This is a genomic window from Actinomycetospora sp. NBC_00405 (assembly GCF_036044095.1).
Classification (GTDB): Bacteria; Actinomycetota; Actinomycetes; order Mycobacteriales; family Pseudonocardiaceae; genus Actinomycetospora; species Actinomycetospora callitridis.
Genome location: NZ_CP107938.1, coordinates 198,445 through 212,042, shown reverse-complemented (window position 1 = coordinate 212,042; position 13,598 = coordinate 198,445). Strand labels below are relative to the sequence as shown.

General features: G+C 73.7%; 12 protein-coding genes. 5 read left to right on the top strand and 7 right to left on the bottom strand.

Annotated features, from left to right (window positions below; all coding sequences use genetic code 11):
- Window position 1 precedes the first annotated feature (1 nt).
- Together OG774_RS01045 and OG774_RS01040 are read right to left on the bottom strand one after the other, a co-directional pair.
- Complete coding sequence (locus OG774_RS01045; protein WP_328306092.1) at window positions 2-769, bottom strand: SDR family NAD(P)-dependent oxidoreductase; 768 nt, start codon at window positions 767-769, stop codon at window positions 2-4.
- Complete coding sequence (locus OG774_RS01040) at window positions 766-1,548, bottom strand: enoyl-CoA hydratase-related protein (RefSeq protein ID WP_328306091.1); 783 nt, start codon at window positions 1,546-1,548, stop codon at window positions 766-768. The genes OG774_RS01045 and OG774_RS01040 overlap by 4 nt, the downstream gene beginning before the upstream one ends.
- A gap of 59 nt (window positions 1,549-1,607) precedes the next feature.
- On the opposite strand from OG774_RS01040, the gene OG774_RS01035 reads away from it, so the two are divergent.
- Window positions 1,608-2,207 carry a TetR/AcrR family transcriptional regulator gene (locus OG774_RS01035; RefSeq protein ID WP_328306090.1) on the top strand — a complete coding sequence of 200 codons (600 nt, stop codon included), beginning with the start codon at window positions 1,608-1,610 and terminating at the stop codon, window positions 2,205-2,207.
- A gap of 7 nt (window positions 2,208-2,214) precedes the next feature.
- On the opposite strand, the gene OG774_RS01030 is transcribed toward OG774_RS01035, so the two are convergent.
- From OG774_RS01030 to OG774_RS01015, 4 genes are all read right to left on the bottom strand, one after another.
- A complete protein-coding gene (locus OG774_RS01030; protein ID WP_328306089.1) occupies window positions 2,215-3,498 on the bottom strand; it encodes an acyl-CoA dehydrogenase family protein in 1,284 nt (427 codons plus the stop codon).
- An 11-nt stretch (window positions 3,499-3,509) separates the two neighbouring features.
- Window positions 3,510-4,418 (bottom strand): SMP-30/gluconolactonase/LRE family protein, encoded by a 909-nt coding sequence (locus OG774_RS01025; protein ID WP_328306088.1) that lies wholly within the window; start codon window positions 4,416-4,418, stop codon window positions 3,510-3,512.
- Window positions 4,419-4,485: 67 nt separating this feature from the next.
- Window positions 4,486-5,853: a phosphotransferase family protein gene (locus OG774_RS01020; protein ID WP_328306087.1), complete on the bottom strand. Its 1,368-nt coding sequence runs from the start codon at window positions 5,851-5,853 to the stop codon at window positions 4,486-4,488.
- Window positions 5,850-7,103, bottom strand: coding sequence for an acyl-CoA dehydrogenase family protein (locus OG774_RS01015; RefSeq protein WP_328306086.1), 1,254 nt, complete (start codon window positions 7,101-7,103; stop codon window positions 5,850-5,852). The genes OG774_RS01020 and OG774_RS01015 overlap by 4 nt, the downstream gene beginning before the upstream one ends.
- 236 nt (window positions 7,104-7,339) lie before the next feature.
- On the opposite strand from OG774_RS01015, the gene OG774_RS01010 reads away from it, so the two are divergent.
- Window positions 7,340-8,149 (top strand): crotonase/enoyl-CoA hydratase family protein, encoded by an 810-nt coding sequence (locus OG774_RS01010; protein WP_328306085.1) that lies wholly within the window; start codon window positions 7,340-7,342, stop codon window positions 8,147-8,149.
- A gap of 34 nt (window positions 8,150-8,183) precedes the next feature.
- On the opposite strand, the gene OG774_RS01005 is transcribed toward OG774_RS01010, so the two are convergent.
- Complete coding sequence (locus tag OG774_RS01005) at window positions 8,184-8,762, bottom strand: TetR/AcrR family transcriptional regulator (RefSeq protein WP_328306084.1); 579 nt, start codon at window positions 8,760-8,762, stop codon at window positions 8,184-8,186.
- A gap of 94 nt (window positions 8,763-8,856) precedes the next feature.
- Here OG774_RS01005 and OG774_RS01000 point away from each other — a divergent pair, with 94 nt between their 5' ends.
- From OG774_RS01000 to OG774_RS00990, 3 genes are read left to right on the top strand one after another with little or no spacing between them, the layout of a single operon-like run.
- A complete protein-coding gene (locus tag OG774_RS01000; protein ID WP_328306083.1) occupies window positions 8,857-10,026 on the top strand; it encodes an acyl-CoA dehydrogenase family protein in 1,170 nt (389 codons plus the stop codon).
- On the top strand, window positions 10,023-11,609 hold the full coding sequence (locus OG774_RS00995) for an acyl-CoA carboxylase subunit beta (protein ID WP_328306082.1): 1,587 nt from the start codon (window positions 10,023-10,025) through the stop codon (window positions 11,607-11,609). The genes OG774_RS01000 and OG774_RS00995 overlap by 4 nt, the downstream gene beginning before the upstream one ends.
- Window positions 11,610-11,631: 22 nt before the next feature.
- Window positions 11,632-13,566 carry an AMP-binding protein gene (locus OG774_RS00990; RefSeq protein ID WP_328306081.1) on the top strand — a complete coding sequence of 645 codons (1,935 nt, stop codon included), beginning with the start codon at window positions 11,632-11,634 and terminating at the stop codon, window positions 13,564-13,566.
- Window positions 13,567-13,598 lie beyond the last annotated feature (32 nt).

The window sequence follows — 13,598 nt, the reverse complement described above, 5'->3', positions numbered from 1 at the left end:
CCTAGAAGATCGAGTACGCGCCGTCGACGACGATCTCGTCGCCGGTGTGGAACCCGCCGACGCCGCCGGCGAGGTACACGGCGAGCCGCGCGAAGTCATCGGGCTCGCCCCAGCGCCGCTGCGGCATCCGCGCCATGACCGCGCGCTCGAAGCGCTCGTCCTGCAGCCGCGGCGAGGCCAGCGGGGTCTCGGTCCAGCCCGCGACGATCGAGTGCGCGTGGATGCCGTACCGCGCCAGCTCGACCGCGCACCCCTTGATCAGCGCGGTCAGCCCCGCCTTGCTGGCCGCGTAGGCCTCCGCGCGCGGGGCACCGTGGACGGTGGACACGCTCGACGTGCCCACGAGCACGCCGCCTCCCCCGCGCTCGACCATGTGCCGGGCGGCGGCCCGCAGCGTCAGGAACGCGCCGTCGAGGTTCACGCGGGTCACCGCGCGGAAGTCCTCGAGGGTGGTGTCGACGAAGCGCGCGCCCGAGCCGGTCACCCCGGCGTTGGCGAAACAGGAGTCGACGCGGCCGAAGTGCTCCAGCGTCGCGGCGAAGGCCTCCTCGACGGCGTCCTCGTCGCCGACGTCGCAGCGCAGGGCCCGGACGCGGGTGCCGTACTCCGCGAGCTCGTCGGCCGCCGTCGCGTTGCGCTCGGCGTGGGTGCCCCAGAGGCAGACGTCGGCGCCGCAGCGCGCGAGCCCGCGCGCCATCCCGAGCCCGATCCCGGAGTTGCCGCCGGTGACGAGGGCGACGTGGCCGGTGAGGTCGAAGAGCCCCGTCACCGGATCGACCACTCCCCGGTGAAGTCCGGGTCGCGCTTCTCGGTGAACGCGGCGAACGCCTCGGGCGCGTCCGCGGTGGCGAAGTTGACGGCCTGGGTGCGCGCCTCGCTCGCGAGGGCCTCGCGCAGGGTGCGGTCGGCGTTCTCGTGCAGCAGGGCCTTCGACTGCGCCGCCGCCACGGGCGCGACGGCCGCGAGCCGGGTGGTGAGGTCGGCGACGAACGCGTCGATCTCCTCGGGCGTCTTCACCCAGGTCACCAGCCCGAGCCGTTCGGCCTCGGCGGCGTCGATCATCTCGGCGAGCAGCGCGAGCCGCTTGGCCTGCTGCATCCCCACGAGGCGGGGCAGCAGCCACGAACCGCCGAAGTCCAGCGAGAGCCCGCGCTTGGCGAAGATCTGCGAGAAGCGCGAGGTCGGGGTGGCGACGACGAGGTCGCAGCCGAGGGCGAGGTTCCACCCGGCCCCGACCGCGACGCCGTCGACGCGCGCGACGGTGGGCTTCGGGAGCTCGTGCAGCAGCAGCGCGATCTCGTTGATCGAGCGCATCCGGTCGAGCGGGTGGCCCTCCCGCTTCACGGAGAGATCGGCGCCCGCGCAGAACGCCCCGCCCGCGCCCGTGATCACCACGACCCGCGTCTCCGGGTCGTCGCGCGCACGCTCGAACCCTGCGCGCAGCGCGTCCCACGTCGGGCCGTCGATCGCGTTGCGGCGCTCCGGCCGGTTCAGCGTGAGGGTCAGGACACCGCTCTCGCGGTGGGCGAGCAGGACCTCGTCGGCCATGGTGCGAAACCTATCGATCGATCGTTCAGGTTGCCAAGCGATCGCCCTATGCTGACCCGATGAGCACCGCCGCGCCGGTGCCGCGCGGGGGCGGCCGGGACGCGATCACGCGCGCGGCGCGCGAGAGCTTCGCCGAGCAGGGGTACCACGGCACCTCGATCCGCGACATCGCCCGCCGGGCCGGTCTGTCCCTCTCGGCGCTCTACCACTGGCACTCCGGCAAGCAGGACCTGCTGGTGCTGCTCATCGAGGAGAGCACCGCCGAGTACTTCCGCCGCTGCGAGGGTGCGCTGGACGGCGTCGGCGACGACCCCTCCGAGCGACTGCTCGCGCTCGTGCGCGCCACCGTGGAGTACCGCGTGAGCCGCCGGGTGGAGAGCACGGTCGCCGCCGCCGAGTGGCGCAACCTCGCCCCGGAGCACCGGGTGCGGCTCGACGGGCTGCGGGAGTCCGCGGGCCGGCTGTGGACCGAGATCGTCGACGACGGCGTCGCGCGCGGGCACTTCCGGTGCGCCCACCCCGAGGACGCCCGGCGCGCGATCGTCGCCGCCTGCAACGCCATCGCGCAGTGGTACGACCCGGCCGGCGACCTCGCCGTGCCCGACCTCGTCGAGCGCTACGGCGAGATCGCCCTGCGGATCGTCGACGCCCCCAGATGACCAACCCCTAGCTGACCGACGCCGCGTCCAGCAGGTGCGCGAACTTGCGCCGCGCCGCCTCGCGGCGGGTCGGCACGTGCTCCGTGGGCACCTCGCGGGGCTCGTAGTCGCGCAGTACCCGGCGCGCGACGGTGACCTTGTGGACCTCGTCGGGGCCGTCGTAGATCCGTGCGGCCCGGGCGTGGCGGTACATCGACTCGAGCGGCAGATCGGTGGTGTAGCCGAGCGAGCCGTGCACCTGGATCGCCCGGTCGATGACGTTGTAGAGCACCGACGCGCCGTAGAACTTGATCATCGCGATGTCGGTGAGCGCCGCCTCGGTGCCGCCCTGGTCCATCTTCCAGGCCGCCTGCAGCGTCATGAGGCGCGCCGCGGTCATCTCCGCGGTCGACGTCGCGATCCAGTCCTGCACCATCTGCTTCTCCGAGAGCAGCGACCCGTGGGTGTGCCGGGAGACGGCGCGCTCGCAGAGCATGTCGAAGGCGCGGCGCGACTGCCCGAGCCAGCGCATGCAGTGGTGGATGCGCCCGGGGCCCAGCCGCTTCTGGGCGAGCAGGAAGCCGTCTCCCTCGGCGCCGATGAGGTTCTCCGCCGGCACGCGCACGTCGCGGTAGAGCACCTCGGAGTGCCCGCCGGCGTAGCCCGTGCCCTCCTCGGGGTGCTCCATGGTCGGGATGTCGCGCACGACGTCCACCCCGGGCGTGCCGACCGGGACGACGAACATCGAGGCGCGCCGCCGCGGCGCCGCGTCCGGGTCGGTGACGGCCATGAGGATGAGGAAGTCGGCCACCGAGCCGTTCGACGTGAACCACTTGTGCCCGTTGATCACGTACTCGTCGCCGACGCGCTCGGCCCGGGTGGTGAGCAGGGTCGGGTCGGCGCCGGCGTTCGGCTCGGTCATGGAGAACGCGCTGCGCAGGCGGCCGTCGAGCAGCGGCTCCATCCACTGCTTCTTCTGCGCCTCGTTCGCCCCCAGCGCCAGCAGCTCGGCGTTCCCCGAGTCGGGGGCGTTGTTGCCGAACACCGACGGCGCGTACACGCACTGCCCGAGGATCTCGTGCATCAGGCCCAGCTTGACCTGGCCGAACCCGCCCCCGCCCAGCTCCGGCGACAGGTGCGCGGCCCAGAGCCCGCGGGCCTTGACCTCCTCCTGCATCGGCGCCGTCGCCGCCCGGAGGGCGGGCCCGTCGAGGTCGAGGGTCTCCAGCGGGAGGATCTCCTCGCGGACGAACGTCCGCATCCACGCGAGCTGCTGCTCGAACTCCGGCTCGGTCGAGAAGTCCCAGGCCATGTGTCGCTCCTTCAGGCCCTGAAGGCCAGGTCGAGCCCCGGGGTGTCCCACTCCAGGGCGTAGAGGACGCCGCGTCCCGACGAGGTGACCCAGGCTGAGTGCGAGTCCGCGCCGGCGAAGCAGATGTTGGTGACGTAGGGGTCCGGGTCGGGCACGGGCACCTGCCGCAGCAGCGTGCCGTCGGGCGAGACGACGCTGATCGCGCCGGTCACCAGCGTCGCGACGCAGACGTTGCCCTCCCCGTCGACCGCCAGCGAGTCGAGCGGCTGGTGGCCCGCGAACCCGTGCAGGAGCCGCCGGGGCCCGTCGAGGCGCCCCGGGCCGGCGACGTCCCAGGCCCACAGCCGGCCCGGCCCGGTCTCGGCGACGTAGAGCCGCGAGCCGTCCGGGGAGAGGCCGACGCCGTTGGGCTCGACGAGGGGGTGCACGACCTCGGTGACCGCGCTGCCGTCGGGTCGCGCGTAGTAGAGCGCCCCGGTGTCCTGGTCGCGCTCGCGCTTCTTGCCGAGGTCGGTGAACCAGAAGCCGCCGTCGGCGTCGAAGACGATGTCGTTGGGTCCGCGCAGCGGGCGCCCGTCGCAGGCGGTGCAGAGGTCGGTGACCGAGCCGGCGTCCGGCCCCTCGAGGACGACGCGCTGGATGCGCCCGCCGATGTAGTCGGGCGGCTGGTGGCCGGGTGCGGTGATCCCGCCCTCGCGGTCGTGCCACGCGAAGCCGCCGTTGTTGCAGACGTAGACCGCGCCGTCCGGGCCGATCGCGGCCCCGTTGGGACCCCCGCCGAGCTCGGCGACCACCGTCGTGGTCCCGTCGGGCGCGACGCGCGTCAGCGTGCCCCGGCGGATCTCGACGACCAGGACGTCGCCGTTCGCCAGCGCGATCGGTCCCTCCGGGAACCGCAGACCGGCCGTCACCGCGCGCATGTCCGGAGCCTCCTTCGCGACGGCCGTCCCGCGCAACGGCCCGTCATCCGGGCGGTCATCCGGGCGGTCATCCGGGTTGGGCCAGGTAGCGCGGGTTGGTGACGGAGAGCCGGTCGGTCGTCGCCGCGCGTACGGTCGCGAGCAGCGCCGGGTCGGTGTCGTCGATCTCCCCGGCGCGGATGGCCGCGGCCAGGGCGGCCTGGTCGGCGTACCCCAGCGCGGCCAGCCGCTCGCGGTGGCGACGCTCGTGCTCGGGGCCCAGCCGCAGTTCCCGCCCGACGCCGCCGAGGACGTTCGCGGCGACGCGGGCGAGGAACGCCACCCGCTCGTCGTCGCCCGTCACGACGTCCTCGCGCAGGAAGGACGTCACGGCGTCGACGAGGTCGACCGCGCTCGGGCGCCCGTAGAGGTCGGAGGGCCCTGCTTCGACGGCCTCGGGGACGGCCCCCTTCTGCGCCGGGACGCCCAGCAGGAGCAGGAGGTCGTGCTCGTTCTCGGCGACCCGCCGCCCGATCGCCGCGAGCTCCACCGACGGCGTCGTCCCGTCCAGGTGCCGCTGCGCCATCTCGCGGCACCCCAGCGCCCACCACGTCGTGCGGTGGATCTGCCACCAGCGCACGGCCTCCGGGTCGGGCCGGTGCCCGGCCACCTCGGCGTAGCCGTCGAGCAGCTCGTCGACGGTGCCGAGGCCGGCGACGGGCAGTGGCGCGCCGAAGCGCCAGCACTTCACGCAGAGCCAGCCGAGGTCCTCGCGCGGGTCGCCGCGGTGCACCAGCTCCCAGTCGAGCACCGCGCGCAGCCCGGTCTCGTCGACGATGAGGTTGCCGAGGCGGAAGTCGCCGTGCACGAGGGTGTCGGGCACCGGCGCAGGCCGGTGCCGGTCGAGCCGGCGCAGCGCGATCTCGACGACGGGCAGCGGCTCGTCGAGGGCGTCGTAGGTCGCCCGGAGGTCCTCGACCGGGTCCCCCGCCGCCAGACCCGGGAGCGCGTTCGGCCGGATCGTGTGGATGCGGGCCAGGGTGCGGCCCAGCTCCGCGGCGAGGCCTTCCCGGGCGTGCGCGTAGCGCTCCTCGCGCAGTAGCCGCGGCCCGAGCGTCTCGCCGTCGACGTGCTCGGTGATCAGGTACGGCGAGCCGACCGTGGCGGTGTCGGTGCCGCTGTCGACGAGCCGCGGGACCCGGACGCCGGCGTCCGCGGCGGCGGCGATCGCGGCCGCTTCGAGCGCCATCCCCTCGGGCCGGTCGTTGCCCGGCGGGTCGCGGCGGAGCACGAGATCGTGCCGCCCGCCGGCGGACGTCGCGGTGAACGCCCACGTCTCGCGGCTGGCCCCGGCGGTGAGCCGGCGCAGGTCCGTCACCGCGACGGCGGCGCCGGAGATCTCGGCGAGGTGCGCCGCCAGCTGATCGCGCAGGGCGTCGGGGTCGTTGCTGCTCACCGCTTGTTCGGCCCCGCGAAGCCGAACAGGTACGCCGCCACCTTGCGCATCTGGACCTCCTCGGCGCCCTCGGTGATCCGGTAGCGGCGATGGTGGCGGTAGATGTGCTCGAAGGGCGTGTGCCGCGAGTACCCGAGGCCGCCGTGCACCTGCATCGCGCGGTCCGCGGCGTCGCACACGAAGCGGTTGGCCCGGTAGTTGCACATCGAGACGCGGTCGCTGATCTCCGTGTGCGGCACGCGGTCGAGCCCCCAGGCCGTCTTGCGCACCAGCCCGCGCAGCATCTCGGCCTCGGTCTGCAGCTCCACGAGCGGCCACTGGATCGCCTGCCGGGTGGCCAGCGGCTCGCCGAACGTCCGGCGCTCCCGGGCGTAGGCGACGCTGCGGTCGACGCAGTACTGGCCGGCGCCGACGCCGGACGCGGCCTGCCGGATGCGGTTCTCGTGCACGAACGTCTGCGCGACCGCCAGGCCGCCACCCTCGTCGCCGAAGATCGCGGAGTCGGGGACACGGACGTCGCGCAGGGTCACCTCGGCGTGGTCGGTGGGCATGTTCAACGTCCACCAGTGGAAGTCGACCGAGAACCCCGGTGTCTCGACGGGGACGAAGAACGCGGTGATGCCCCTCGCGCTCCCGTCGGTGCCCGACGTCCGGGCGAACACGACGTCGTGCGTGGCCGAGTGCATCCCGGAGTTCCAGCGCTTCGTCCCGTTGATCACCCAGTCGCCGCCGTCGCGGACGGCCGCGGTCTCCATCCACGTGGCGTCGCTGCCGTGGTCGGGCTCGGAGAGGCCGAAGCCGACGCGCGCGGTGCGGGTCAGCATCGGCTCGAGGAACTCCTCGCGCTGCTCGGGCGTCCCGTACTCGAGCACCATGTGCACGAACGGGAAGTTGCCGACCACTGACGACTCGTTCTGCAGGTCGTTGTGCAGGCCCAGCCCGCGGTGGGCGAGGTGCTCGCGGATGACGGCCATGTCGAGGTTCGTGCCGTCCGACCCGCCGACGGCCGCCGGCAGCCCGTAGCGCAGCCACCCCGCGGCGTCGGCCCGGCGGAACATCTCGCCGAGCAGCTCCTCCCAGTCCCGTCGCGGGACCCCGCCGCCCTCGAAGTCGGTGCGCGCCCACTCCCGCCGGTGGTCGAAGAAGCGGGCGTTGTCGTCCTGCTCCTCGAGCGGGCGGATCTCGGCCTCGATGAAGTCGTCGAGGTCGGCCAGCCGCTGCGTAAGCTCGGCCGGGAGCTCGAAGTCCACGCTGACCTCCTGCTGAACGGGCGTTCAGCGAGCATGCCAGCGCCGTCGACGCGGACGGAAGGGCGCCCGCGCTCGAAGATCACGGGCGCCTCATCCACGGTGCGGTCGACGACGAGGTGCACCAGGTGCCCGTGATCTCCGCGTCGTCGCGGCGGCCCGCCGAACCAGTCTGTGATCAACGCGGAGTTCGTGCGCCTAGAAGCAGCGAACAGGGCGTTCGCTGCGAAACTGGCGGCATGAGCGAGCAGCGGGTCCGGGTCGAGGTCGTCGACGGGGTCGCCGACGTGCGGCTCGCGCGGCCGGAGAAGCGCAACGCGCTCGACCCGGCCATGTTCGAGGGCCTGGTGACAACCGGCGAGCGGCTGAAGGCCGACCCCGCGGTGCGCGCCGTCGTCCTCTCCGGCGAGGGCCCCGACTTCTGCGCGGGCCTGGACTTCGGCTCGTTCCGGGCGATGGCGAACGGCGAGCGGCTCTCGGCGTCGGCGCAGCTCCCGCCCGCGGACGGGCCGGCGCGGGCCACCGGTCAGCGCGCGGCGTGGGTGTGGGCCGAGCTCGAGGTCCCGGTGATCGCCGCGATCCAGGGCAACGCGCTCGGGGGCGGCCTGCAGATCGCGCTGGGCGCCGACCTCCGCATCGTCGCCCCCGACGCCCGGCTCTCGGTGATGGAGGTCAAGTGGGGCCTCATCCCGGACATGACCGGGACGCAGGTGCTCCCCGAGCTCGTCGGCCGCGACGTCGCCAAGGAGCTGACGCTGACCGCGCGGGTCGTCAGCGGCACCGAGGCCGCGGCCCTGGGGATCTGCACGCGCACCGACCCCGAGCCGCGGGAGGCCGCGCTCGCGCTCGCCCGCGAGATCGCCGGGCGCAGCCCGCACGCCGTGCGCGCGGCGAAGCGCCTGATCGACGCCGCAGGCCGGGTCGACCTCGCCACCGGCTTCGCCGCGGAGCAGACCGAGATCGGCGCGTTGATCGGGAGCCCGAACCAGGTCGAGGCGGTCACCGCGGGCTTCGAGAAGCGGGCGCCGGTCTTCACCGAGGTGGAGTGATGTGAGCGTCGTGGCCATGGCCACGACGCTCACATCAGCCGTCGAGCACCGGCAGGAGCACGGCGGCGACGTCGACACCGAGCTCGCGCGGCGAGCGCGGGCCGGCGGGGTCGAACCACTTGTAGGTCCAGTTCGCGGCGCCGAGGCACGCGTTGACGTAGGTCCGCGGCGTCATCGGCAGCGTCCGCCCCGTGGCGCGCAGGTGGGCGTGCACCGCCTCGAGCACGAGGTCCTCGAACGCGCGGCGGCGAGCGAGGATCGGTGCGGCGAGCTCGTCGGGCAGCTCGGACTCCTCCTCGAAGCAGATCGTGAGCAGGTCCCGGTGCTCGCAGGTGTAGGCGACCCGCTCGACGATGAGCCCCCGCACGGCCTCGCGCGTCGACGACGCCCCGGCGACGATCGTGCGGGCGCTCGTCAGGCTCTCGTCGAGCACCTCCTCGTAGACCGCGACGAGCAGGTCCTGCTTGGTCCGGACGTAGTGGTAGAGCGTCGGCTTGCGCAGGCCGACCTTCTCCGCCACGTCGTTCATCGATGCCGCGCGGTACCCGCGGCGGCTGAACACCTCCACGGCGGCAGCCAGGATCCGCGCGCGGACCTCATCGGCACGACTCACCGCGGCCTCCCCCGGTCCGTGCGGTTGACCCGACTCCTGTGATGTGGGGTACTTTCGTCCGACCGGTCGGTCGAACGCAAGCGAAGGAGCCCGCGTGACCCACGATCTCGACGAAGTCCACGAGGACTTCCGTCGCAGCGTCCGCGCGTTCACCGACCAGCGGGTCCGCCCCGTCGTCGACGAGGCCGAGCGCGAGGGACGTCCCCCGGAGCGGCTCTGGAAGGAGCTCGGCGACGCCGGGCTCCTGGGCCTGCTGACCCCGGCCGAGTTCGGCGGGTCCGCCGGCGAGGGCGGTGAGGCGACCGCCGTGACCGTGCTCGCCGAGGAGCTCACCCGCGCCTGCGGCGGCATCGCCGTGAGCGCGCTGGTCAGCGCCTACATGGCCGCGCCCCACCTCGTGCGCCACGGCACCACCGAGCAGCAGGAGCGCTGGGTCGCCGCGCTCGCCGCGGGCGAGGCCATCGCGGCGATCGCCGTCACCGAACCCGGCGCGGGCTCCGACGTCGCGGGCATCTCCGCCCGCGCGCGCCGCGTGAAGGACGAGCACACCGATAGGGATGGCTGGGTGCTCGACGGCCGCAAGATGTACATCACCAACGCGGGCCTGGCCGACGTCCTCGTCGTCGGCGCGAAGACCGACCCCGAGGGCGGGCACCGCGGGATCACGACGTTCGTGGTGCCGGCCGGCACGCCGGGGCTCTCGTTCGGCGCCCCGCTGCAGAAGATGGGCTGGCACTCGTCGGACACCCGCGAGGTCGTGCTCGACGGCGTCGCCCTCGGCGAGGACGCGGTGCTCGGCGTCGAGGGCCGCGGCTTCCACCAGATCATGGACGCGTTCCAGCTGGAGCGCGTCGTGCTGGCCGCGATGGGGGTCGGCCACGCCGCCGAGGCGCTCGAGACGGTCACCGAGTACCTGCGCGGCCGCGAGGTCGCCGGCGAGCCGCTGACCGCGCGCCAGGCGATCCGGCACCGCATCGTCGCGATGGAGATCGAGCTCGAGGCCGCTCGCGTGATGACCTACAAGGCCGCCGACCGTCTCGACCGCGGCCACCCCGAGGCCGGCCGGTCCGTCGCGGCGGCGAAGTACTTCGCGGCGAAGGCGGCCGCGTGGATCGTCGACGAGGCGGTGCAGCTCTACGGCGGCGCCGGCTACCTCGAGGAGACGCCGATCGCCCGCCACCACCGCGACGTGCGCATCCTGCGCATCGGCGGCGGCACCGACGAGATCCAGCTCGAGATCCTGTCGAAGCGGCTGGTGCCGTGACCGAGACGGCGGCCAACGGCGCGGGTCCCGCGTGGGAGGTGTCGGCGCCCCATCCCCCCGGGGCGCCGGCACCTCCCTCGGGGGATGACGTGCTCGCGGCCGCCGACCGGGCGCGCCTCGGCGGAGACAGCGGGCGCTGGCCCGAGAAGCTCCCCGTCCGGCAGCGCCTCGACGTGCTGCTCGACCCGGGCAGCTTCGTCGAGGACGGGCTCCTCGCCGCGGCGACCGAGCCCGGGATGCCGGGCGACGGCGTCGTCACCGGCGTCGGGACGGTCGAGGGCCGGCCCGTGGCGGTGATCGCGCACGACTTCGGCGTCAAGGCGGGGTCGTGGGGCGAGCGCACCTGCGAGAAGCAGATCCGCATCCTCGAGCGGGCCGACCGCGACCTGCTCCCGGTGTTCTACCTCGTCGACTCGGCCGGCGGGCGGCTCACCGAGCAGATGGGCTTCTTCCCCGGACGCCGCGGCGCCTCGCGGATCTTCCACCTGCAGGTCAGGCTGTCCGGGCGCGTGCCGCAGATCTGCTGCCTGCACGGCCCCTCGGCCGCGGGCGGGGCCTACATGCCGGCGTTCACCGACTGGGTCGGGATGGTCGAGGGCCGCGGGTCGATGTACCTCGCGTCGCCGCGGGTGGCCGAGAAGGTCACCGGCGAGCACACCACCGCCGAGGAGATGGGCGGCGCGCGGATGCACGCCGAGGTCTCCGGCTGCGGCGACTCGGTGTTCGAGGAGGACTGGGAGGCGCTCGCCGCCGCCCGGCTGCTCCTGACCTACCTGCCCGACGACTTCACCGGAACGCCGCCCGAGGTCGAGCCCGTCGAGCCCGAGGCCACCGGCTGGGACGGGCTGGTCCCCGAGGACCCGAACATCGGCTACGACGTCATCACGGTGATCGACCGGCTCGTCGACGGCGGCACGTTCTTCGAGATCAAGCCGGACTGGGCCCAGGAGCTGGTGGTCGGGTTCGCCCGGCTGCACGGCCGCGTCGTCGGCCTCGTCGCCAACCAGCCGCAGGTGCGCAGCGGCGCGATCCACGTCGACTCCGCCGACAAGGCCGCCCGCTTCATCGCCCTGTGCGACGCCTTCAACGTCCCGCTGCTCTTCCTGCAGGACGTGCCGGGCTTCATGGTCGGCGTCGCCGTCGAGCGCCAGGGGATCATCCGCCACGGCGCCAAGATGATCCTCGCGATGTCCTCGGCCGAGGTCCCGAAGTTCACGATCGTCCTGCGCAAGGCCTACGCCGCCGGCTACTACGCGATGTGCGCGCCGGGCTTCGAGCCGCGGGCGACGCTCGCGCTGCCCAGCGCGTTCATCGGCGCCATGGGCCCCGAGGCCTCGGTCAACGCCGTCTACGCCGGCAAGATCGCCGCGATCGAGGACTCCGACGAGCGCGCCGCGTTCCTCGCCGCGCGCGTCGAGGAGCACCGGGCCGAGGTCAACCTGCTGCGCATGGGCGACGAGCTCGTCGTCGACGCCGTCGTGCCCGGCGAGGGCCTGCGCGACGAGCTGATCGCCCGCCTGCGCCACGCCGACGGCTGGACCCGCACCAGCGGGCGCCGTCACCACCCCGTCAGCCCTGTGTGATCCCCACGGAGGAGACCCGATCATGGACGATCGCGACACCCTCGCCACCCTGATCTCCGCACCGCTGCAGCCGCTGGACCAGCGATGGCGCTCTTCCGGACGGGTCGACGAGCTCGCGACGGCCCGCGCCCGCCACGACGCCGACCCCGACGACTACTGGGTCTGGGTGGCCGAGAAGCACCGGTGGCTCGAGCCCTGGCACACCGTGCGCTCGGGCGAGCTGGGCGACTTCCGCTACTTCGAGGGCGGGCGGATCAACGTCGCCGACAACTGCGTCGATCGCTGGGCCGAGGACCCGGCGACGGCCGACCGCGCCGCGATCGTGTGGGAGGGCGAGCCCGGCGACACCCGCACGGTGACCTACGCCGAGCTCGCCGACGAGGTGAACCGGCTGGCCGGCGGCCTGGTCGCCCTGGGCGTCGGGCGTGGCGACGTCGTCGCGGTCTACATGCCGAACCTCGTCGAGGCGTTCACCGCGATCCACGCCTGCAACCGGATCGGCGCGATCTACACGGTGCTCTTCTCCGGCTTCGGTCGCGACGCCGTCGCCTCGCGGCTCTCCGCCGCGCGGGCGAAGGCCGTCGTCGTCGCCGACGCGATCTACCGGCGCGGGAAGCCCGTCGAGCTGCTCGGGACCCTGCGGGCGGCGCGGTCGGACGCCCCGACCGTGGAGCACGTCGTCGTGGTCGACCGCACGGGTCGCGGCGTGCCGCTGGAGGGTGACGAGGTCTCCTACGCCGCCCTGCTCGCCGAGCACCCCGAGGGTGCCCCGATGGCCTCGCTCGACCCCAACGAGGCGGCGTTCCTGATCTTCACCAGCGGCACGGAGTCGAAGCCCAAGGGCGTCGTGCACTCCGTCGGCGGGTTCCTGCTCGGGACCTGGGCCAACGTGCACTGGCAGGCCGGGCCCGTCGACGGCGACGTCTACTGGGTCGCCGCCGACGTCGGGTGGCTGACCTTCCCGATCCAGGCGGTGATCGGCGGGCTGGCCCACGGCTCGACGATCGCCTGCTACGAGGGCGCGCTGGACACCCCGTCGCCCTCGCGGTTCTACGACGTCTGCGAACGCCACGGCGTCACCCAGGTGCTGTGCGCGCCGACGGTGCTGCGGATGCTGCGCAAGTTCGGCAGCAACGACCCAGACCTCGCCGCCGCCCACCCGCTCCCCCGCCTCGCGCTGATCACCGTGCAGGGCGAGCCGCTCGACGGGGAGACGTTCACCTGGGCGAACGAGACGTTCGGCGTCCCGATCGTCAACGCCTACGGGCAGACCGAGACCGGCTCGACGTGGACCTATCCGGTCACCGGCGTCGACGACCTCAAGGCGGGCTCGGCCGGCACCCCGGTGCCCGGCCACGCCTTCGACGTCGTCGACGACGACGGCGCGCCGGTGGCGCCGGGGGTGAAGGGCAACCTCGTGATGACCCGGCCGTTCCCCACCCTGGCGCGCACCGTCTGGGACGACCACGACCGCTACCTCTCCACGTACTTCGGGCGCTTCCCCGGGCGCTACGCCACCAACGACGAGGCCGTCGTGGACGCCGACGGGCACCTCTGGGTGCTCGGGCGCGCCGACGACGTCATCAACGTCGCCGCCCACCGCCTGTCGACGATGGAGATCGAGGCCGTCGTCGGCACGCACCCGCGCGTCGTCGAGGCCGCCGTCGTCGGGGTGCCCGACGCCACCAAGGGCACGGTGCCGGTGGCGTTCGTGACCGTGTCCGGCGAGGTCGAGGGAGTGCCCGACGAGGTGCGGGACCTGGTCGGCGAGACCATCGGCGGGCTCGCGCGGCCCGACCGCGTGATCGTCACCTCGGCGATGCCGAAGACCCGCACCGGCAAGATCATGCGTCGGCTGATGCGCGAGGTCCTGCTGCACGGCGAGGCCCGCAGCGACACCAGCGCGCTCGAGGACCCGGGCAGCCTGGACACCCTCGCCGCGGCGGTGCGCGGATGACCGGGAGACGAAGCGAAGCGGGAGCTCGACCC

Bases quoted from the DNA above. Each gene is read 5' to 3' on its own strand.
- OG774_RS01030 (WP_328306089.1), bottom strand. From the start codon at position 3,498: ATGGCCTGGGACTTCTCGACCGAGCCGGAGTTCGAGCAGCAGCTCGCG.
- OG774_RS01040 (WP_328306091.1), bottom strand. From the start codon at position 1,548: ATGGCCGACGAGGTCCTGCTCGCCCACCGCGAGAGCGGTGTCCTGACC.
- OG774_RS01035 (WP_328306090.1), top strand. From the start codon at position 1,608: ATGAGCACCGCCGCGCCGGTGCCGCGCGGGGGCGGCCGGGACGCGATC.
- OG774_RS00990 (WP_328306081.1), top strand. From the start codon at position 11,632: ATGGACGATCGCGACACCCTCGCCACCCTGATCTCCGCACCGCTGCAG.
- OG774_RS01025 (WP_328306088.1), bottom strand. From the start codon at position 4,418: ATGCGCGCGGTGACGGCCGGTCTGCGGTTCCCGGAGGGACCGATCGCG.
- OG774_RS01010 (WP_328306085.1), top strand. From the start codon at position 7,340: ATGAGCGAGCAGCGGGTCCGGGTCGAGGTCGTCGACGGGGTCGCCGAC.